This is a genomic window from Klebsiella sp. HMSC09D12 (assembly GCF_001808475.1).
In the GTDB taxonomy this organism is placed as follows: domain Bacteria; phylum Pseudomonadota; class Gammaproteobacteria; order Enterobacterales; family Enterobacteriaceae; genus Klebsiella; species Klebsiella oxytoca.
Genome location: NZ_KV793383.1, coordinates 1 through 19,574, shown reverse-complemented (window position 1 = coordinate 19,574; position 19,574 = coordinate 1). Strand labels below are relative to the sequence as shown.

Sequence of the window (19,574 nt, the reverse complement as noted above, 5' to 3'; positions counted from 1 at the left end):
GCGGTTTTCTGCACTGGAGATGAGGCTTCATCGGATGAGGTAACCTTACCATTGTGCGGGCAGGGCGACAATAAAGATGAGAATGATTATCAGTGTTTGCATTGCATGCTGCGGTTACTGCAGAACGGCGCGCGGATAGCCGCTATCCGCGCGCGGGAGAGTCAGGCGTCGGCGTTATCCAACGGCCAGGAGTCAAACAGGTAGCCGTCGAAGTAAATATCATCGACGTTGGAGAACTCCAGCAGACGGCGTTTAACATTTTCCAGATGCTGCCACATGGCGAGTTTTGCCGCCCGGGCGTCTTTTTTGATTAAGGCGGCAAGGATCCGTTTATGATCCACCAGCCACTCCTCACGGTAGTGAGTGTCGCCGAGATGGCGGTGCAGCTGGATCCACATGGGATTATTTTCCCGCCACTGCCATGACTGGCGGAACAGTTCTACCAACATACTGTTGTGCGTCGCTTCGGCGATGGCCAGATGAAACTGCATATCGCCGCTTTCGGAACCGCCCGGCGCGCTGCTGGCCAGCTCGCGCTCTTCCAGCTGTAAGGCCTGGCGCATTTTGATGATATCTTCCCGGGTTGCCTGCAGGGCGGCAAATTCGGCGATATTGCTTTCCAGCAGTTGGCGGGCCTGCAGCAGCTCAAATGGACCGGCATCATTACAATGCTTCATGTCCGCGCTCTCCGCCGCGCCTTCCGCCGCGACGTTATCCAGCACATAGATCCCGGCGCCGCGGCGCACTTCGACCAGCCCTTTAATTTCCAGCATGATCAGCGCTTCGCGGACCACGGTACGGGTTACATCCAGCATCTCGGCGATCTCGCGCTCAGGCGGCAGGCGATCGCCAGGGTTATAGGGCGTCTTGACGATGAGATCGCGAATTAACGCGCCGACTTCCTGATAAGGTCTGTGCTGAGAAGTTTGTGATTTCATGGTGTTAAGTTGTGATATGCAGTAGCCCGGTGGTTGACTATAGCATTTGGCCGGCGGGTTGGCATCACTCTCGGCCCGGAGAGGGAAAACGGGTCAACCAAATTATTGTTCAGTTGACCCGTGAAAGAAGGGAGATTACAGACTGGCGCTAACCGCCGCCACGCACTCGCGGGCGCCGCGCTCGCACAGCTGTTGATACGCCAGGGTAACCGCGTTGACGAAGTCGCCATTGTCCGGCAGATCGTGGGCAAAGATCCCGCTGATGGCCAGCAGCGCGGCGACGCGCTCCGCGCCCTGATAACGCTGATTAATCTGCTGGATCTCCGTTAGCAGCGGGTCGACAACATCAATGGGTTGTCCCTGCTCATCGCTTCCCTGGGTATAGCGCATCCAGCCCGCCACGCCGAGCGCCAGATGGCGCCAGCTGCTGCCGTTTTGCAGATGCAGACGAATTGGGTCAAGCAGGCGCTGCGGCAGCTTCTGGCTACCGTCCATGGCTATCTGCCAGGTGCGGTGACGCAGGGAAGGGTTGCTGAAACGGGCAATCAGCAGCGTGGCGTAGGCCTGAAGATCGGTGCCTTCCGGCATCGAGAGCGTCGGCGCCTGCTCCTGCATCATCAGGGCAAAAGCCGCTTTGCGGTATGCCGGGTTAGTCATGGTGTCGGCGATGGTTTCATAGCCGCCGAGATAGCCGAGATAGGCCAGGAAAGAGTGGCTGCCGTTGAGCATGCGTAGCTTCATCATTTCAAACGGCACGACGTCTTCAACAAACTGCGCGCCGACTTTGTCCCACTCCGGGCGGCCGTTGACGAAGCTATCTTCAATCACCCATTGACGGAACGGTTCACAGGCGATGGCGCACGGATCGTAGACCCCAAGCTGGTCGGCAATCTCCTGTAGGGTTTCAGGCGTTGCCGCGGGCACAATGCGGTCAACCATGGTGCACGGGAAGGTCGCGTGAGCTTCAATCCACGCCGCCAGCGCTGGGTCACGGGCCTGCGCCAGGCCAAGTACCGCCACTTTCGCCACGTGGCCATTCTCGCGAACGTTATCGCAGGACATCACCGTAAAGGCGTTTAGCCCCTCTTCGCGGCGCAGGCGCAGCGCTTCGACGATGTAGCCTATAGCGGATTTCGGCGTCGCCGGATGGGCGAGGTCGTGTTGAATCAGCGGGTTATTCAGATCGAGCTGACCGCTGGCCGCATCGGTGCAGTAGCCTTTTTCCGTTACCGTCAGCGAAACGATCGCCGTTTGCGGTCGCGTCATGGCGCGCAGAATGCCGTCACAGCCGTCGATTTCCGGATGCAGCGCCTCTTTCATCGAACCGATAATTTTCAGCGCGGTGCTGTCAGCGCCTTTTTCCGCCACGGTATAAAGCAGCTGCTGATTTTTCAGATTCTCAATCAGGAGGCGGTCGTTGCCCGGCATCAGGTTGACTTCGCAGATGCCCCAGTCGCTATCGCTGGTTTCCAGCAGATGATGGGTATAAAGCGCCTGATGCGCGCGGTGAAATGCGCCGCAGCCCAGATGAACGATGCGGGATTCGAGACGAGAACGATCCCATGCAGGGCGCGTAACCGGCAGGTTGCTGTCGGCAATGGTTGCAGTCATAGCAAACTCCAGAGTGGGCCGCAACAGGCGGCCGAAGAGGAAAAGGCGGAGCCTGCTGCTCCGCCGGTCAGGAATTAGCGGCTAAAAAAAGCGCGCTGGATCGCCAGCTCCACGCCGCGGACTTCGGCCAGCCCTTTCAGGCGACCAATTGCGGAATAGCCGGGGTTGGTTTTCTTTTTCAGATCGTCGAGCATCTGGTGGCCGTGGTCAGGACGCATCGGGATAAGATCCTCTTTACCTTCCGCTTTACGGCGGTGCTCTTCTTCGACAATGGCCTTCACCACTTCATACATGTCCACGTCGCCGTGCAGGTGCGCCGCTTCGTGGAACGTTTTCGGGTTCTCTTCACGTAGCGTAGAGCGCAGGTGGGTGAAGTAAATACGCGGACCGAACTGCTTAATCATATCAACCAGGTCGTTGTCGGCGCGTACCCCGTAGGAGCCGGTGCACATGGTAAAGCCGTTCGCCATGCTGTTCACGGTATCGACCATCCACTGCATATCTTCAATCGTTGAGACGATGCGCGGCAGGCCGAGGATCGGACGCGGCGGATCGTCCGGGTGGACCGCCATACGCACGCCAACCTCTTCGGCAACGGGAATAATCGCTTTCAGGAAGACGGCGAAGTTCTCGCGCAGTGCGGCTTTATCGATATCTTTGTAGGTTGCCAGATGCTGGCGGAACTGGTCGAGAGTATATCCTTCTTCCGCGCCCGGCAGACCGGCGATGATGTTACGGGTCAGGCGCGCTTTATCCTCTTCGCTCATGGTGGCGAAGCGCTGATTCGCCTGGGCGACCTCTTCGGCGGTGTAGTCCGCTTCCGCACCCGGACGCTTAAGGATATGCAGCTCAAAGGCGGCAAATTCAATTTGATCGAAACGCAGGGCTTTGGAGCCGTCCGGCAGGACGTATTCCAGGTCGGTACGGGTCCAGTCGAGGACCGGCATAAAGTTGTAGCACACGGTACGAATGCCGCACTGGGCCAGATTGCGTAGGCTCTGCTGATAGTTAGCGATCCACTGCGCGTAGTTGCCGGTATGGGTTTTGATCTCTTCGTGAATCGGTACGCTTTCAACTACCGACCACACCAGCCCGGCTTCTTCCACGATGGCCTTACGCTTGAGGATCTCGTCAACCGTCCACACTTCGCCGTTCGGGATATGGTGCAGGGCGGTGACCACTCCGGTCGCGCCCGCCTGACGGACGTCAGCTAAAGTGACCGGATCGTTAGGGCCATACCAGCGCCATGTCTGTTCCATGCTTAACCTCTTTCACGTTTTGACCTGTTCCAGGCCGCTGCTTTGATGGGAGTGTCGGTTCCGGTCAACCATCGTAACGGAGAGAAACCAGACGATATGGCGTATAAGTTCCTCCAATTGGTCAAACATGTCAACCATAACAGCAAAATTGGTAAACCAAAATGTGATGGAGATTCGCTAATGGCCTGAGTGCTAACCCATCGATATTTCAGGCTCGTTGCGTCGCGCGAAGAGATTCTGCTGAAGCTCAGGAGGGCATGAGGCCCCGCGAAGCGGGTCTTTATAAATGGTTAACCAATGGCGTCAACATATCGACCAGATGCGTCAGAAATCCGCTGGGCTTGCAACAGATCACACTTTTTAATTAATACGATTTCCTTATAAAAACTACGTGTTATCATTTCGCTGGTAAATATCTTTTCAACTCTCACCGAGGCTTTGATGCTGGAGAATGTCATCATTAGATAATCAGCTTCCCGACCTTATCAGGCCGGACTGGTTATCGCTGCGCTTAAACTTTACGCGAACACCCGTGGGTGTTGGCTCGTTTTTACGCATGATGATTAACAGGTTTCTTCAGTATGAATCTATCCCGTCAGGAACAACGTACCTTACACGTTCTCGCTAAAGGTGGCCGGATCGCGCATATTCGCGATGCATCAGGCCGCGTAACCTCTGTTGAATGCTACAGCCGCGAAGGGCTCCTGCTCAGCGACTGCACGCTCGCCGTTTTCAAAAAACTCAAAACCAAAAAACTCATTAAGTCCGTCAACGGGCAGCCCTACCGTATCAATACCACCGGGCTGAACAACGTTCGCGCTCAGCTGGACAACCGCTAAGGAGCAACTGATGACAAACCATAACTTCACCTTTCACATCACCTCAGAGCGTGATGCTGATGATATTCGCGAAGTTGAAACCCGGGCCTTCGGCTTTAGCAAAGAGGCCGACCTGGTTGCCGATTTGCTCAACGATGAAAGTGCTCACCCGAGATTATCTCTGCTGGCCAAACATAATGGAAAAGCAGTTGGGCATATTTTGTTCACCCTGGCGACGTTCAAAGGGGAGTCTGACTCTCCGATGATGCATATCCTTGCCCCCCTGGCGGTGGTGCCGGAATACCAGGGCATGGGTGTTGGCGGATTACTTATCCAAAGCGGTATTGAGCATCTGAAGGCAATGGGGAGCCTGGCGGTATTCGTTCTGGGACATGCCACTTATTACCCGCGGCATGGCTTTGAACCCTGTGCCGGAGATAAAGGCTATCCGGCGCCTTATCCCATTCCCGAGGAGCATAAAGCCTGCTGGATGCTGCAGCGGCTTTCGTCCCGGCCGCTGGGGATAACCGGTCAGATACAGTGCGCCCGGGCGTTAATGAAACCCGAGCACTGGCGCGAGTAATCAATAAGGAAATGATGATGACAATTAGTACGATTATCAGGGATTCCGCAAACGCAGTTTTGCCGGAGGTGGAGCGCAAAATCCCCTGGGATGAACCGGCGTTTAGCCAGCGTATGCTGGAGAATCATCTGTCGCAGGAGCACGACTGGGCCAGCCGCAGGCTGGCGGTTATTGAACAACAGGTGGCATGGCTTGCCGGGCAGCTGCCCGCCGGCGCGCGCATTCTGGATCTCGGCTGCGGGCCGGGTTTTTATACGCGCCAGCTGGCGGAGCGCGGCTTTTGCTGTACGGGCGTGGATTTTTCTCCGGCGTCGATCGCCTGGGCTCGTCAGCAGGCGCAGGCGGCCAGCCTTGATATTACCTATCACCAGCAGGACGTTCGCCACTACCAGCCGGAAGAGCAGTTCGATTTCATTATGATGACCTTTGGTGAACTGAATGTGTTCAGCGCGGCTGAAACCCAGGCCTTGGTTAATCGCTGCGCGCAGTGGCTGGTGGCGGGAGGAAAACTGCTTATCGAAGTTCATACTTATGCTGAAGTTAAACGGCAGGGGATGGCTGAACCCAGCTGGCAGCGCTGTCCGCAGGGGCTATTTCTGGATGTACCGCACCTGCTGCTGACGGAGCACGCCTGGGATCCCGCTGCGCAAACCAGCGCAACGCGATTTATGGCGATTGAAGAGAACGGCAACGTGACGCGCTTCGGCAGTCAGATGACCGCCTGGCAGGATGACGCCTGGCTCGACCTGCTGCATACGGCAGGTTTTACCTCAATTATCCGCCCGGATGGGGCGGCATGGCCGGTCAGCGATACTTTTACCGACAAGCTGTACGCGCTGCTGGCCGAAAAAAACGAATCTTATTCTCTTACTACCCACTCAATGAAAGGAATACCAACATTGGATATCCCACGTATTTTTACGATTAGTGAAAGCGCCCACCGCATCCATAACCCGTTTACGCCGGAAAAATACGCCACGCTTGGCCGCGTGCTGCGGATGAAGGCCGGAACGCGGATACTCGACCTTGGCAGCGGATCGGGGGAGATGCTCTGTACCTGGGCGCGCGACCACGGTATTAGCGGCACCGGCGTCGACATGAGCGCGCTGTTCAGCCAGCAGGCTAAGCAGCGGGCAGCAGAGCTCGGGGTTGCCGACCGCGTCACGTTTATCCATCAGGACGCCGCTGGTTATGTGGCCGATGAAAAATGCGACATCGCCGCCTGCGTAGGCGCAACCTGGATTGGCGGTGGGTTTGCCGGGACGATGGAGCTGCTGGCGCAAAGCCTGAAACCGGGCGGGTTCATGCTTATCGGCGAACCCTACTGGCGTCAGCTACCGGCAACAGACGAGATAGCCCACGCCTGTGGCGTCAGCTCGACGACCGATTTCCTGACGCTGCCAGGGCTTGTCAGCGCGTTCGATGACCTCGGCTATGACGTGGTGGAAATGGTACTGGCAGATCAGGAAGGCTGGGACCGATATGAAGCCGCGAAATGGCTGACCATGCGCCGCTGGCTGGAGGCCAACCCTGACGACGACTTTGCGGAGGAAGTCAGGGCCGAGCTAACACTCTCGCCGAAACGCCACGTAACGTACGCACGGGAATACTTTGGCTGGGGCGTGTTCGCGCTCATCGCCAAGTAACAACAGGTTCCCGGTATTTCTGAATGGATATACCGGGGGCTTCGCCTTTGCTTTGATCTGATGCATCACCTGCACAATACATATTCAGTATATTTATTAATCAGGATGTCACCATAAGGAACATCATATGTCACAACATGAACAGTTCTGTCAGGCTTGCGGAATGCCGATGTCGGCGCCCGATGCACACAGTGCCAGTGATAAATATTGTGCGTACTGCAGCGACAGCAACGGCAATCTTAAACCCTGGGAAGAGGCGGTATCAGGCTTGGCCAGCTTCCTTGATTCCTGGCAAAAAGTCGGTCCAGAAGAAGCACAGAAGCGTGCAAAACGTTATCTGACGGCAATGCCTGCCTGGGCTCATAAAGCGGACGAGTGATTTGAAATGGTGTGCCGATCGGCCGGATTGCTCGTTCTGCCGAACACACCCAGCAGCTTCACGCGCTAGCTTTAAATCACGGTGGCACCGACGAGGGAGCACCAGGCCTGCGCCCGCATTACGGCGAAGGTTTTCACAACGCTTACATCATAGACCCCGATGGCAACAAGCTGACATTCGTCTATTACAACGCACAATCCTGAGAACACTAAACCGGGGCCTTAGCGCCCCATCTGAAACTAAACTTATCCCGTAGATTTCAGAGGAGCATAGGATGAGTTGATAAATGCCGAGATTTCTGACAGTTTTTACGCCAGAACGCCATAGTGTGGCAACCGCACCGCGATACCCTTCTCAATCCTTTTAATCTGAACAACAGCATGGCGTCTGCCTGCCCTTCAGGGACGGCTTACGCCTGCGTGTTGTCTGGCAGTAAGGCACAATACTATGTTCGCAAAATCATTTATTGCTTTCGACGGTAGCGGTCATCTGAACGCTATTGCCTGACATGTTGTACTGGCGACTTTAGCAACATGCAGGAAGAGATAACACCATGAGAAAACTGCTTATCGCTGGCCCCACAAAACCTGCAATGATATTTTCGATTAATGAATATCACTCATAGTCCCAATCCTTCTGCCAATAATTATCAACAAGCACAAACCCGTTAACATACCCCTATGTCTTCATGTCCAACGGATCACCATGCTTAATCAACAGGCACAAACACAGTCGGCTACAGCTAAAAAAACCGGTCTATCGTTTCTACTCATTCTCAGCGCCCTGATGGCTGTAACCTCTTTATCAACCGATATCTATCTACCCGCCATGCCCATGATGGCCAAAGATTTGCAGGGTGACGCAGAGCTGACAATCACAGGCTTCCTTATCGGCTTTTGCATTGCACAACTGATTTGGGGACCGATTAGCGATCGTTATGGACGTCGACTGCCGCTGGTTATCGGTTTAGGTCTGTTCATCGTCGGCTCGGTGGGCTGCGCGTTATCAACGGATATCGTGCAAATTGTCTTCTGGCGTGTTTTTCAGGCGTTAGGTGCCTGTACCGGGCCGATGTTGGCTCGAGCAATGATCCGAGACCTATTTAGCCGCACTCGTGCAGCACAAATGCTTTCGACACTGATGATAATCATGGCCATCGCACCGATTGCCGGGCCCCTGATCGGCGGGCAGATGATTAAAGTCACCTCGTGGCATGCCATTTTCTGGCTGCTGGCGATTAACCACCTGCCCCTTGAGCAGCCATATTCCGCAATCGTGCGATATTTCGCGCTGGCGGCTCGCCATATTTGCGCTTGTAATCGCGACTGAAATGAGACTGGTCTTCATAACCAACTTGACCCGGACACCGAAGCCATACTCAATGAAGATAACTAATGTCCTTGCGTTAAATTATCGGAATTGAATAACGGATCAATGTGCCATTTCAAATGTCACATCAATATTACCCGTATGTCTGAAAATCCCCACTCCAGAGTGGATTCGGCCCACTTTCTGAAGGTTACCTATCCGTTCATTGTTCTGTTCGTACATGATGACGAAGCTGTGGCGGGGTGCCCAGTAAACAATATCGCCCACCTCATAACCGCTGGTTTTCGTTTCGTTTGCCGGCAGCGCATCCCGGAACCGGTAGCACATTTCACGTCCATATAAATCCTCCATAGGCAACGTCAGCGGAAAGCGAGAGACCAGCGCCCGGGTGGTGGCATTGTCATAAAACGTTGCCGTCATCACCTGGTCACCTGCGGTGATCTTGACCCGGATACCTTCGGCCTCACCCCCCAAAGATGAAAATGACACCGCCGTCAGGGAGGCCAGAGCAAGCATGACTGGTTTGAACATAAAACTCTCCGTTGTTTTTATATTTTCAGGAATAACGGCACTGCAATAGTGCCGTTCAGAAACATTATTTATCTGATTTCAAATTGGTGTTAAAGAATGAGACCAGCTTGTCCCACGGGATGAGTTCAGTGCGGTCATACAGGTCGATACGGTTAGCCCCCTTAATCTCCACCAGCTCTTTCGGCTCTGCGGCCATTTTATAGGCGGTATCGGTATAGGTGCGGGATGGTGCAGCATCACCCACGACAAAGAGTATTGGTCGCGGTGAAATGGACTCGATATCGATAAACGGATGGAAGTTCATGAACTTCGCATAGGTCGACGGCGTTGACCGGCGATCGTTGGATGCCACCTTACCGCGCTCCGTCTGATAAAAGTCATTAGACTCTTTACCTTCGATGAACACCGGATCGTTTTGCCCCGGACCATAAACGGGTTGGCCAGTTTCAGCGGTTTTGTAGCGTTGTTCTGCGGCAATCGCCAGGTCCTTGTTTCTCATCTCCACGGTCCGCTCATGGTTCAGACCGGTACGGAAATATTCACCCATGTCGTACATGCTGACGGTGGCGAGCGCCTTGATGCGGGGATCCATTTTTGTCGCGGCGATGGCAAAGCCGCCACTACCACAGATGCCGATTACACCAATTTTTTCACGGTCTACAAACGTACGGGTTCCGAGGAAATCAACGGCAGCGCTGAAGTTTTCTGCATAGACATCAGGCAGCACGGCCCCACGCGGCGTACCCGCACTCTCACCCCAGAAAGACTGGTCGAAGGACAGCGCAACAAAACCGGCTTCCGCCATTTTGGTTGCGTAGAGGTTAGCAGCCTGCTGTCTTACTGCAGCAAAAGGATGGCCGACAATAAGGGCGTCATATTTTTTACCGGCTTCCATATTGCGTGGAGTAAATAACGTGCCGGTAACTTCCATACCGTAAATATTTTTGAATTTTACGATTTCAGTTTTCACCTTATCGCTTTGATAGAAATTATCCGCACCGTGGGACATATCCGCCGCGACGGCAGTGTTTGCCCCCATACCCAGAGCGACGCTGAGTATCGTCAGTGCGGCCAGGGTTTTTAATTTCCCTTTTGAATGCAATTTCATATTACCTCCTGAATTAAATAACGGTGTTAAGACAAACGGAGTGAAAAATCCGGAGAGCAATAAACCTCCGGACAGCAGGACCTGTTCAGGCCGGATTTTGTTGACTCTGGCCCGGGCGTTTTAACAGCAGGAATGCCACCACAGCGGTAGACAGCACTGCCAGCGCGCCGGCCAGAAATATCGCGTTCAGTCCCAGGTGGCTTCCTATCCAGCCGAGCGCAGGGCTGCCGATCGCCATTGCCACGTCAAGAAATGCTGTGTAGATGCCCATCACCATGCCGCGGTTCTGGGGTGTTGAACCACTGATGGCTTCAATACCGAGGCCCGGGTAAACCAATGAGTAGCCAAAACCGGCTAAGGCAGCACCTGTCGTCGCAATCAGGGACGTACCGGCAAGCCATATCAGGAACAGCCCGGCGGCCTGTACGAGCACAAAAATCAGCGCAATACGCGCGCCACCAAAGCGATCTGGCAGATGGCCCGCAACGGTTCGGGCAGCAATCAGCGCAACGCCAAAGGCAGTGAATGCCATCCAGACGGGCTGCCAGTTCATGGCGCTGTAATACAGTGAGCTGAAGGCCAGAATGGTGCAGTACCCTGTGCTGGCCAGTGCCGCGCCCAGCCCCGGTAACCAGACGGCGTGCATGACGGAACCAAAGGTTGCCTGTGCGGCATGGGGATGGGGCGCTACCGCGGGCATGCGGGCGAGATATGCCAGTACCAGCAGCGGAAGCAGGAGCGTCAGTAGTGCGATCGCCTCAAAGCCGAAGGCATCAAACAACATCGTGCCCACCGGCCCGCCGAGTGCCATAGCAGCAAACATTGCGGTGCCCACCCAGGCGATAACCTTACCTGCGTGCTCTTTATCCACGAGGGCCAGACCCCATGCCACGGCGCCGGTAATGATGAAGCTTTCCGCCCCCCCAAGGATCGCGCGCCCGGCAAGCAGTACACCCACTGACAGTACCGGCATGCCGACCAGCCAGAGCGACACCTGGTACAGTAGCCCTGAAACGGCCGCGGCGATGAGCCCGGCCACCACGCCCTTTTTGGCGCCGCGCCTGTCTGAATAACTTCCGGACCACACCCGGGAAATCAGCGATGCCGCAAACTGTGCCCCGGCAACCAGGCCTACGATAAACGTCCCGAAGCCCAGGTCATTTTTGACATGCAGCGGCAGGACGGGCAGCGCGACGCCGATAATGATAAAACCGACCAGAACCGCGGCCATTACCGGCATCAGCGCTGCGACAACCCGGGCACCGGAATTATTTTGAGAATGTTTTACAGGCATATAATGCAGCCCCTTACCTTTAAATGAACAGAATGTCGTATACGCGTATGTAATTTTCGGGCGCGAAGTAGCCCGCAGAAAATTCAGGTTTGAATTTCCTGTGTTGAAAGATGCGTTATCTGGTAATGCTTTTTTTATATCCGGATGATATAAACCATCCGGATATAATGCAGGCGTCAGCTACCCGCCTGGTTGTGTTTCAATAAACCTGTACGGTCGGCCGGAAAAGTATTTCGTTAACATCCACGTCGTCAGGCTGGCTGATGGCAAATGCAACGACCCGCGCAAAAGCCTCTGCCGGGATCGCATTCTCGTAGGTTTTCGACATACCTTTCGCAATATCTTCGTCGGTGATGGTTTTAGTCAGTTCGGTATCTACCGCGCCGGGAGAAACAATAGTTGTGCGGATATTCCAGGGCTTCACTTCCTGACGCAGGCCTTCTGAAATAGCGCGGACGGCCCATTTGGTACCGGCATAGACGGCTCCGCCGGGCCCAACTTTGTGTCCGGCTACTGATGACACGTTGATAAACTGTCCGGACTTCTGCGCTTTCATATACGGCAGCGCGGCGGCAATACCGTAAAGTACGCCCTTAATGTTCACGTCGATCATCCGGTCCCATTCATCCACCTTCAGCTTGTCGAGCATCGAACTCGGCATTAAGCCGGCGTTATTGATGATGACGTCAATACGGCCGTGCAGCTCTACCGCCCGGTCAACAAGGGACTGGACCTGTGTACGGTCCGTCACGTCGGTGCGGAGTATGGCTCTGGCATCCAGCCCCAGTTCGCCGGCAAGTTGCTCAAGCTTCTCCATACGGCGCGCCCCCAGGACCACCTTTGCGCCCAGTTTCGACAGGTGTCGGGCTGTTTCTGCTCCCAGGCCGCTGCTGGCACCGGTGATGACGATGATTTTGTTTTCGATACCCTGAGACATACTGTCCTCCTGTAAGGAATGGTTATTTCGACTCACGCTGCTCAAACACCGTTTTGAAAACCGGCGCGGCGGAAAAAGCATTAGGCCAGCCGGAGTAGTAGGCAAGGTGACTCAGTGCGCCTGAAGCCTGCTGCCGGGTCAGGCCGTTATTCATTGCCCGGTTAAGGTGCGGCGGAATTTGCTGTACCTGCCCGTTTGCAATCAGGGCAGACAGGGTCACCAGACTTCTGTCCCGTGGTGCAAGCCCGGGACGCAGCCACAATTCCCGGAAAAGCACGTCGGTGGTGTCGCTGACAAGCCCCGGCACCGCGCTACCGATACTCTGTTCCACGCGTGCAGCGCGAGCTGCTTCCGCTTTTTCATCGATCGGCAGCAGCGCCTCCTCCGCGCGAGGAAGCTGTTCAGCGTTAATTCCTTTTTGCAGGAATATCTCTTTCGTTACCGCTGCGGCCGCAATGGCATTGCCCCAGCCGGCATAGAACGCCAGCTGCGTGATGGTTTCGGAAAGCTCAGCCGGCTTAACACCGTTTTTCAGCGCCAGCTCCAGCTGCTCCGGTAAAAGTACGGTCTGATTCCGGGCAATAACCGCTGCAACGGTCACGAGGCTGCGATCGCGTGGCGACAAATCGTTTCTTTTCCAGAGGTCTCCTGCCAGCCTGGTGCTGGCATAGCGTCCGAGCGCGGGGGATACTGCCTCTATGTCGGTGTCTGACAGCGGGCCCCGCTGCGCCCCCGTTTCTGCAAGGGCGCCAGCCGATCCGAGAGAAAGCGCCAGCGCAACTGCCGTTGAAGTTTTCATATTATCCCCCTTACTGGTACTGTGCGTCTGAGACGGGCTCCTGCCAGTCCACGTTCTTACCGTCCACCATATACGTCATGGCCAGATGGCTCATGGGGGACGTCGCCGTGGCGCCATGCCAGTGGCGTACGGTGGCAGGGATCCAGACAACGTCACCCGGGGCGATATCCTGACGAGCCTTACCTTCTTCCTGAACCCAGCCTTTACCGGCCGTAACGATCAGCAACTGTCCGGCAGGATGAGTATGCCAGGCCGTACGCGCACCCGGGGCGAAATCCACCTGGCCCAGATTGGCACGCGTGGACTCGTTTGGCGGTAATAACGGGCTGACAACAGCATGACCCGAGAAGTTATCGGCCTTGCCGACGACAGAAGGTGTCTGCCCGTTACGGCGAATTTCAATACCTTCGGCAGAAACCTGGGCGGCCCCCAGTACGGATATGGCTGCAGCAGCAATAATCGCTTTCATCTTTCACCTCGCTGGTTACTTTCGGCTAAATGGCGTAGCGGATTACATTAATTCCCTGCAAATGAAAACGCCTTTTGTCGGGAGGAATGGTTATTTAGTGAACGAAGAAAGTATATCTGAGGACGTATTAAGTGATTAGATGGTAAAATGAGATTGAAATTATAAGGAGAATCTCTAAATGGCTGATGATAATCTGAATGCCCTTGCTGCATTTATGGTGGTGGCTAAGGAACAGAATTTCACGCGAGCGGCAAAACGTCTGGGTGTTTCACAGTCAGCGCTCAGTCAGACTGTTCGTGTTCTGGAAGCACAACTCGGGATCCGGTTGCTTAACCGAACGACCAGAAGAGTTGTCCCAACTGAAGCTGGGGAACGTTTACTCGCTTCAGTTGGACCTCAGATAGAGGATATTCAGCGGCAGTTAATGGTGCTGAGTGAATTACGTGATAAGCCAGCCGGTACAATACGACTTACCGCAACAGAATATGCAGCAGAGTCAATACTCTGGCCAGCAGTGTCGCGTCTCGTTAAAAAATACCCCGATATTAAAGTCGAAATTCTTACAGATTATGGGCTAACTGACATCGTCAGAGATCGTTTTGATGCCGGTGTACGTCCCGGAGAAACTATTGCCAAAGACATGATTGCTGTTCGTATTGCGCCAGATATGCGGATGGCAGTGGCGGGATCTCCAGATTATTTCACTAACCGGCATGCGCCCATTACTCCACAGGAATTGACAGAACACTGTTGTATAAACCTGCGCCTTTCCGGGCATGGAGGACTCTATGCATGGGAGTTTGAAAAGGACGGGCGAGAACTGAATGTGCGAGTTGATGGGCAACTGGTTTTCAATACGGGAAGCATGATACTGAAAGCGGCGCTTGAAGGTCGAGGGCTAGCCTATCTACCAGAAGGGCAGCTTGAACCCTATATAACATCCGGGGCTCTTGTTCGCGTGCTTGAGGATTGGTGTGAACCTTACTCTGGATATCACCTTTACTATCCAGGCCACCGACAACCCACCCCGGCATTTAGCCTGCTAGTTGATGAACTTCGCTATTCAACACGCGAGAAGCATCAGAGTTAATCTTTCCTGATAAATGACGGTCAGCTATGAGCGATAAGCGGACCTTCTATTCGAGGCTAAGCACCAATAACATTGAATAGTAAGGTATTGGTATTGTTGAAAAAATCATGATTTACCAAAAGATTGACATTGCCATAATCAAGCCGACGTTGGTTTAACGGGCCGCTAGCCCGCCATAAGTGAAATTTACCGAGGCCAAATTTTCTAGATAACAATAAAATTTGGCATTTTTTGCACTCTGAGCTTTTTTAGATCAGCATCTTAGAGAAGAAAACCTTTAGTATCAGGGATGCGATTTTGCCCACTTGACAGATTTGAAATGCTACTGTTTTTCAACCGCATAGTTGCTTGCAAATGAGATGCATACATGGAGCGTCCTTTTTGGAAGTAAAAAAGTTAATTGCCTCAGACAGTTAGTTACACTGTTAAGGTGTTTATTACGCTGCACTGGGTAGACAAAAAAAAATCATGGCGTATTATCGATATCATTGCCCTCTGTGCTGATGTGATGTCTGTCACTATCAAACAGGTAAATTATCAACCTTATACGAAATCAGGGATGTAAATTCATTAAGCCTGCTTCCGAATAGGGTATTTCGTACCAGGCTGGTTGCCGAACACAAAATGGTTATTTATCGAAAATAAAGCTGTAGTTCATCTATTTAATAAGGGAATTTAATGCAAGAGAAAATTGATCTATTAATAGAAAAAATGAAATTTGGAGATCCAGTTCTATTTACAGGAGCAGGTTTTTCTTATGGAATGACTAACTTAAAAAGTTCGCAACCGAAAGGGGTTGCTGATTTGTCAGCGATTTTTTTGAAAGATGCGGGGATTGTAGATAGTAATGAAATACCGCTTAAAGATATCGTTGATTTCTACATAAATGAAAACAAAATTAATGAATTAATAGCAACCTTGGAAGATGAGTTTTTAATTAGTGAGGTGTGTAATTATCATAGAGAACTAGCAGGTATAAATTGGCGAAGATGTTATACAACTAACTATGATTTTGGTTTTGAATTAGCTTGTAGTAATATACAAAAAAAAATGAGAACAATAAATCCACTCACTGGGTCTGAGTATCTTCGTGATGGTAATGTTTGCATTCATATTAATGGTGATATGAATATACTAAGTAAAGAGTCACTTTCAAATGAATTTGCACTTGGTGACATATCATATGTTCATAATAAATTTGATGAAACGTATTGGTTTAAGCTTTTAAGAAAAGACTTTGAAAGTGCACCAGCAATTGTGTTCATAGGTTACTCTCTCTACGATGAGATGATAAAAAAGATTCTTAAATCAAATGATAGATTCAGAGAAAAAACATTTATTATAACGTCCCCATACGCTAGCCCATCTGATTTATTCAAGTTAAAGATTTACGGTCACGTATTAAATATTGGTACCGAATCTTTCGCTGAAATGATAAGAGGAAAGTACAATGAAATAATATTACCAATTAAACAAGATGCGCTAAGGAATCTTGTAAAGCATGATGATGGCGATGACAGAAAAGAAATAACAATGGTTGACATTAATAACTTCTTGTTGTTTGGAAAAATTGACAGAAAGAAAATACATAGTGATTATAAAAATTTCCTGAATAACGAAAAAAATCATTTCATCCCCAGGATTACTTATATTCTGGAATGCGTTGAGAAAATCAAAAAAAACAAAAATATACTTATAAAAAGTGAAATAGGAAATGGAAAAAGTGTTCTCTTGGAACAATTAATAAAGCACTTATCAGAAACTGAAGATGTTAATATATACACACCGACCGAGATAGATATATCGAGCCCTCCTTCATATTCTGATGACTTAGAAAAACTGAGAGACTCGAATGTATTATCAGTGATAATATGTGATGATCTGAACCAAAACCAATATTTGCTTTCTGATTTTTCAATGTTAAAAAATGCAAATAATGTAATATTAATCTCAAGCATCAGGAATATAGAGTACGATAAAATTGATTTCATGAATGTTGATTTTGACACCATCATTATAGATGAACTGTCGACTAAATCCATCGATGAAAGCCTGAAGAGTGAAGTTGATTATTTAATTGAGCTTGTGGATATTCTTAACTTTTGGGGTGAAGAAAAAGTAACATTGCCAATAAACACGAAAAGAAAAATATTAGCAGAAGATTATAAAAATCAAATAAGCGAAACATTATTAGACCTTTTTTCATCTGAAAATATCATAAACAAAATAAGCGAGTACCTTGATTCAATAGTAAAAGACCCGAAGACTAGAGATATATCATTTTTGATATTGTTATTTAAATATCTTAACATCCATATTGATAATTACATAATAAGAGGATTGCTAGGTAGTGATTATATTGACTCAATTTCATTCAAAAAAAACGAATACATCTCATTATTTTACTCCGATGATAGAAATTCTGGATTTACAAATAAATCTAGCATTTTTTGTAGAATAACATTAAAAAATCTTTTTGCAAACAAATACAAGACTGATACATTTCTAAATTTGGTAGGTTTGATTGAAACTGAAAAAGGGAGGAGGAACAGTGAAAAAGATAGCAACATAATCCATCTAAAAGATAGTCTTATCAAGGAGATAATGAGATTTAGTAATATTGATAATTTGCTGAAAGAGATGGATGGTAAAAAATCATATCTTTTCACTTATTATAGCGATCTGATATTAAAAGCTAAGTGGTTGAGCAGGGAATCTCATTATTGGCTTCAGCTAGCAATGGCTAAAATAGCCAATGACAGACTCGATGATGCTCAAAATGATCTAAAGACAGCATATAAGTGGGCTAATGAAAAACAAGCTATAAGAAACTATTCAACATCTAGTATAGATACTCAACAGGCAAGGCTTTACATTAAAAAAGCGATAAAAGAACAGCATGATAAAGCTGTGTGGGATTATTTTATAAGTGCACATGTTTTGTTATCTAAGTGTGAGAATGATAAGTATCGATATAGACAAGTAAAAGAATATGAAAGATTCTTTAATCTTAAATACAATATTCTTTCAGTGAAAAATAAAAATGGGTTTAAATCATGTTGTGAGCACATGCTGTCTCAAATGAAATTCCTGAGCAACATAGATGCAGGTGAATATTCAATAAGATCCTGTGAACTTTCGTTAATTAGAATTTTAGAAAAAATGCAATAAAAATAAAGTCCATAAAGGCGGGTTTGCATTGGCGACAATGTATCCCGCCATAAAATTCCCTATAAATCTGTTCTCTTCAGTTAGATGCTGGCTACATAAATATAGAATATGCCATTTCCCCTTAACAATAACAATCTTATTGGAATAATGTAACTCCAGAACCAGAGTGACTTTACCAGTGCCGGTATTTGTTGACGTTGAACGTTTAGGGCGATAGCTATTGTTTTCCAGACAAGCGATACACCGAGCCAATTATCTGCGTCACTATTTTGGCAATATAGGGCGAGAAATATCACTGTGGTGGCATACCGATTTTGGTCATTTAAGCAGAAGTGTGAAATGTCCGCGTCACGCCATGAGACATTTGACAAGTTTTTATTGTTTATCATCAAAACATTGAGATTGGAAATCGTCATGTCATTCTTATAGATGATGCAATTGAATCTGGCGGCACGATGAAACGCCTTATTGAATACATCTTAGATAATTTTAGTTCGGCATCGCTGTCTGTTGCCGTCCTTTTCGTCAAACCAAGAAGAGTGAATATTCCTGTAAAACAGTATTATGCCTATGAAATGGAGAGTGATGACCTACTCATTGGCTATGGTATGCCATGGGATAATAAATACCATAATCGCCCCAACATTGTTAAATTGCTGAAATAATAACTAGTGTACTTCTATTAAGTGGGACTCGGTTACAGATAAATTGCCTTTAATAGTTAGTTTATCTGGATCATTTTTCAGTGAGTTCGCAGATTCCTCTCCCGCCAGTCCCAGAACTTTTGATAGAACTAGGCCAGGTGGTGATAACAAAAACAGTCAATTACGGAAAATGACTAGACTGGCAGTAGTCCGAAATAATGTCCGCTTTTGGCACGGAGCGGACAAGCTAACTAAGCTAAAGGTCCGCTGTGAGCGAGGAACAGACATTTACTTATGGCGACTGAATGCTTTTATCATATGAAATTCAGTCCCTATCGTTCTCAAGCAGTTAGCGCGAGTTGGAGGTGATGCTCTATAAAATTCGCTTTGAGCGCGCTATAGCGATGAACATCGTTCCTGCTGAGTAATGCAGCCGAGTGTTTTACCTCAGCATACTTCTCTGCAATGTCGCTGTTTTCTCTAAGATAATCACGAAAGGCAAGATGTCTTAATATCTGCATATTTCCTACAGTAAATGCATGCACTTGGTGGCTACGCTGATCACCTCCCTTAATGAAATATCTACGCCCCGGAATCCCGTTCTCGCCGCGAGCAACATACCCGGCACGGGACATTGCAGAACCATAGGTATCCAGCTCATTTATGTCGGAAACTTCCAGCAGTATGTCAATTACGGGTTTTGCTGAGAGTCCAGGCACTGACGTACTACCGATATGATGAACATTCTTAACCACGTCTCCCAGTAATTCTTGTATCAGAAAATGTTCAGCTTTAAACATCTCTGGCCATTTTTCATCGTATGGCACCACAACTATTTCCCGCATAAATTCCCCCTTCTTTTCCCTGAGGTTCTTAACATAAAAATGCCTAAAGCAGATCCATCGAAGTTGCATGAGGCCACAACGTCCGCTTTTGGCTGTGAGTTCAACCGATGGACGCAACACACT

Annotated in this window: 17 protein-coding genes and 3 pseudogenes; 10 read left to right on the top strand and 10 right to left on the bottom strand. The window is 49.9% G+C overall.

What is annotated here, in order from left to right:
- Positions 1-161: 161 nt before the first annotated feature.
- From uxuR to uxuA, 3 genes are all read right to left on the bottom strand, one after another.
- Positions 162-938 carry a Uxu operon transcriptional regulator gene (gene uxuR / locus HMPREF3178_RS01590; protein WP_017146569.1) on the bottom strand — a complete coding sequence of 259 codons (777 nt, stop codon included), beginning with the start codon at positions 936-938 and terminating at the stop codon, positions 162-164.
- A 135-nt stretch (positions 939-1,073) separates the two neighbouring features.
- Complete coding sequence (locus tag HMPREF3178_RS01585; RefSeq protein WP_004110817.1) at positions 1,074-2,549, bottom strand: fructuronate reductase; 1,476 nt, start codon at positions 2,547-2,549, stop codon at positions 1,074-1,076.
- Positions 2,550-2,623: 74 nt separating this feature from the next.
- Positions 2,624-3,808: a mannonate dehydratase gene (gene uxuA, locus HMPREF3178_RS01580; RefSeq protein WP_004099225.1), complete on the bottom strand. Its 1,185-nt coding sequence runs from the start codon at positions 3,806-3,808 to the stop codon at positions 2,624-2,626.
- 581 nt (positions 3,809-4,389) lie between these two features.
- On the opposite strand from uxuA, the gene HMPREF3178_RS01575 reads away from it, so the two are divergent.
- The 7 genes and pseudogenes from HMPREF3178_RS01575 to HMPREF3178_RS01555 form a co-directional block, all read left to right on the top strand.
- A complete protein-coding gene (locus tag HMPREF3178_RS01575) occupies positions 4,390-4,647 on the top strand; it encodes a YjhX family toxin (protein ID WP_004110819.1) in 258 nt (85 codons plus the stop codon).
- Between the two features lie 10 nt (positions 4,648-4,657).
- Positions 4,658-5,209, top strand: a complete 552-nt coding sequence (locus tag HMPREF3178_RS01570) for a GNAT family N-acetyltransferase (protein WP_004099227.1) — start codon at positions 4,658-4,660, stop codon at positions 5,207-5,209.
- Positions 5,210-5,220: 11 nt separating this feature from the next.
- Positions 5,221-5,751, top strand: a pseudogene (locus tag HMPREF3178_RS31475) (class I SAM-dependent methyltransferase); the annotation flags it as partial.
- Positions 5,752-6,090: 339 nt separating this feature from the next.
- Positions 6,091-6,855 carry an SAM-dependent methyltransferase gene (locus tag HMPREF3178_RS31470; protein ID WP_227499114.1) on the top strand — a complete coding sequence of 255 codons (765 nt, stop codon included), beginning with the start codon at positions 6,091-6,093 and terminating at the stop codon, positions 6,853-6,855.
- Positions 6,856-6,982: 127 nt separating this feature from the next.
- Positions 6,983-7,234: a zinc ribbon domain-containing protein gene (locus HMPREF3178_RS01560; protein ID WP_004110826.1), complete on the top strand. Its 252-nt coding sequence runs from the start codon at positions 6,983-6,985 to the stop codon at positions 7,232-7,234.
- A gap of 26 nt (positions 7,235-7,260) precedes the next feature.
- A pseudogene (locus HMPREF3178_RS31465) lies at positions 7,261-7,437 on the top strand (glyoxalase); the annotation flags it as partial.
- Positions 7,438-7,939: 502 nt separating this feature from the next.
- Positions 7,940-8,473, top strand: a pseudogene (locus HMPREF3178_RS01555) (MFS transporter); the annotation flags it as partial.
- A 192-nt stretch (positions 8,474-8,665) separates the two neighbouring features.
- Here HMPREF3178_RS01555 and HMPREF3178_RS01550 read toward each other — a convergent pair.
- The 6 genes from HMPREF3178_RS01550 to HMPREF3178_RS01525 form a co-directional block, all read right to left on the bottom strand.
- The gene (locus HMPREF3178_RS01550; RefSeq protein WP_017146565.1) at positions 8,666-9,094 is read right to left on the bottom strand and encodes a cyclophilin-like fold protein; all 429 of its coding nucleotides are present in this window, start codon (positions 9,092-9,094) and stop codon (positions 8,666-8,668) included.
- Between the two features lie 64 nt (positions 9,095-9,158).
- On the bottom strand, positions 9,159-10,202 hold the full coding sequence (locus tag HMPREF3178_RS01545) for an alpha/beta hydrolase (RefSeq protein WP_017146564.1): 1,044 nt from the start codon (positions 10,200-10,202) through the stop codon (positions 9,159-9,161).
- Positions 10,203-10,287: 85 nt separating this feature from the next.
- On the bottom strand, positions 10,288-11,496 hold the full coding sequence (locus HMPREF3178_RS01540; protein ID WP_004110839.1) for an MFS transporter: 1,209 nt from the start codon (positions 11,494-11,496) through the stop codon (positions 10,288-10,290).
- 199 nt (positions 11,497-11,695) lie between these two features.
- On the bottom strand, positions 11,696-12,433 hold the full coding sequence (locus HMPREF3178_RS01535; protein WP_004110842.1) for an SDR family oxidoreductase: 738 nt from the start codon (positions 12,431-12,433) through the stop codon (positions 11,696-11,698).
- Between the two features lie 22 nt (positions 12,434-12,455).
- Positions 12,456-13,232: a carboxymuconolactone decarboxylase family protein gene (locus HMPREF3178_RS01530; protein WP_017146563.1), complete on the bottom strand. Its 777-nt coding sequence runs from the start codon at positions 13,230-13,232 to the stop codon at positions 12,456-12,458.
- 10 nt (positions 13,233-13,242) lie between these two features.
- The gene (locus HMPREF3178_RS01525) at positions 13,243-13,701 is read right to left on the bottom strand and encodes a (R)-mandelonitrile lyase (protein ID WP_017146562.1); all 459 of its coding nucleotides are present in this window, start codon (positions 13,699-13,701) and stop codon (positions 13,243-13,245) included.
- 178 nt (positions 13,702-13,879) lie between these two features.
- Between HMPREF3178_RS01525 and HMPREF3178_RS01520 the strand changes: the two genes are divergently transcribed.
- The 3 genes from HMPREF3178_RS01520 to HMPREF3178_RS01510 all read left to right on the top strand — a co-directional run bounded on the left by HMPREF3178_RS01520 (position 13,880) and on the right by HMPREF3178_RS01510 (position 18,627).
- Entirely contained in the window at positions 13,880-14,791 is a 912-nt protein-coding gene (locus tag HMPREF3178_RS01520; protein WP_017146561.1) for a LysR family transcriptional regulator, read from the top strand.
- Positions 14,792-15,469: 678 nt separating this feature from the next.
- A complete protein-coding gene (locus HMPREF3178_RS01515; RefSeq protein WP_017146560.1) occupies positions 15,470-17,962 on the top strand; it encodes an SIR2 family protein in 2,493 nt (830 codons plus the stop codon).
- A 377-nt stretch (positions 17,963-18,339) separates the two neighbouring features.
- Positions 18,340-18,627 (top strand): phosphoribosyltransferase family protein, encoded by a 288-nt coding sequence (locus HMPREF3178_RS01510; RefSeq protein WP_315942936.1) that lies wholly within the window; start codon positions 18,340-18,342, stop codon positions 18,625-18,627.
- A 320-nt stretch (positions 18,628-18,947) separates the two neighbouring features.
- Here HMPREF3178_RS01510 and HMPREF3178_RS01505 read toward each other — a convergent pair whose 3' ends face one another.
- Positions 18,948-19,451 (bottom strand): GrpB family protein, encoded by a 504-nt coding sequence (locus HMPREF3178_RS01505; protein ID WP_017146558.1) that lies wholly within the window; start codon positions 19,449-19,451, stop codon positions 18,948-18,950.
- Positions 19,452-19,574: the final 123 nt, after the last annotated feature.

Coding starts and splice junctions, on each gene's coding strand:
- uxuR (WP_017146569.1), bottom strand. CDS start 938: ATGAAATCACAAACTTCTCAGCACAGACCTTATCAGGAAGTCGGCGCG.
- HMPREF3178_RS01585 (WP_004110817.1), bottom strand. CDS start 2,549: ATGACTGCAACCATTGCCGACAGCAACCTGCCGGTTACGCGCCCTGCA.
- uxuA (WP_004099225.1), bottom strand. CDS start 3,808: ATGGAACAGACATGGCGCTGGTATGGCCCTAACGATCCGGTCACTTTA.
- HMPREF3178_RS01575 (WP_004110819.1), top strand. CDS start 4,390: ATGAATCTATCCCGTCAGGAACAACGTACCTTACACGTTCTCGCTAAA.
- HMPREF3178_RS01570 (WP_004099227.1), top strand. CDS start 4,658: ATGACAAACCATAACTTCACCTTTCACATCACCTCAGAGCGTGATGCT.
- HMPREF3178_RS31470 (WP_227499114.1), top strand. CDS start 6,091: ATGAAAGGAATACCAACATTGGATATCCCACGTATTTTTACGATTAGT.
- HMPREF3178_RS01560 (WP_004110826.1), top strand. CDS start 6,983: ATGTCACAACATGAACAGTTCTGTCAGGCTTGCGGAATGCCGATGTCG.
- HMPREF3178_RS01550 (WP_017146565.1), bottom strand. CDS start 9,094: ATGTTCAAACCAGTCATGCTTGCTCTGGCCTCCCTGACGGCGGTGTCA.
- HMPREF3178_RS01545 (WP_017146564.1), bottom strand. CDS start 10,202: ATGAAATTGCATTCAAAAGGGAAATTAAAAACCCTGGCCGCACTGACG.
- HMPREF3178_RS01540 (WP_004110839.1), bottom strand. CDS start 11,496: ATGCCTGTAAAACATTCTCAAAATAATTCCGGTGCCCGGGTTGTCGCA.
- HMPREF3178_RS01535 (WP_004110842.1), bottom strand. CDS start 12,433: ATGTCTCAGGGTATCGAAAACAAAATCATCGTCATCACCGGTGCCAGC.
- HMPREF3178_RS01530 (WP_017146563.1), bottom strand. CDS start 13,232: ATGAAAACTTCAACGGCAGTTGCGCTGGCGCTTTCTCTCGGATCGGCT.
- HMPREF3178_RS01525 (WP_017146562.1), bottom strand. CDS start 13,701: ATGAAAGCGATTATTGCTGCTGCAGCCATATCCGTACTGGGGGCCGCC.
- HMPREF3178_RS01520 (WP_017146561.1), top strand. CDS start 13,880: ATGGCTGATGATAATCTGAATGCCCTTGCTGCATTTATGGTGGTGGCT.
- HMPREF3178_RS01515 (WP_017146560.1), top strand. CDS start 15,470: ATGCAAGAGAAAATTGATCTATTAATAGAAAAAATGAAATTTGGAGAT.
- HMPREF3178_RS01505 (WP_017146558.1), bottom strand. CDS start 19,451: ATGCGGGAAATAGTTGTGGTGCCATACGATGAAAAATGGCCAGAGATG.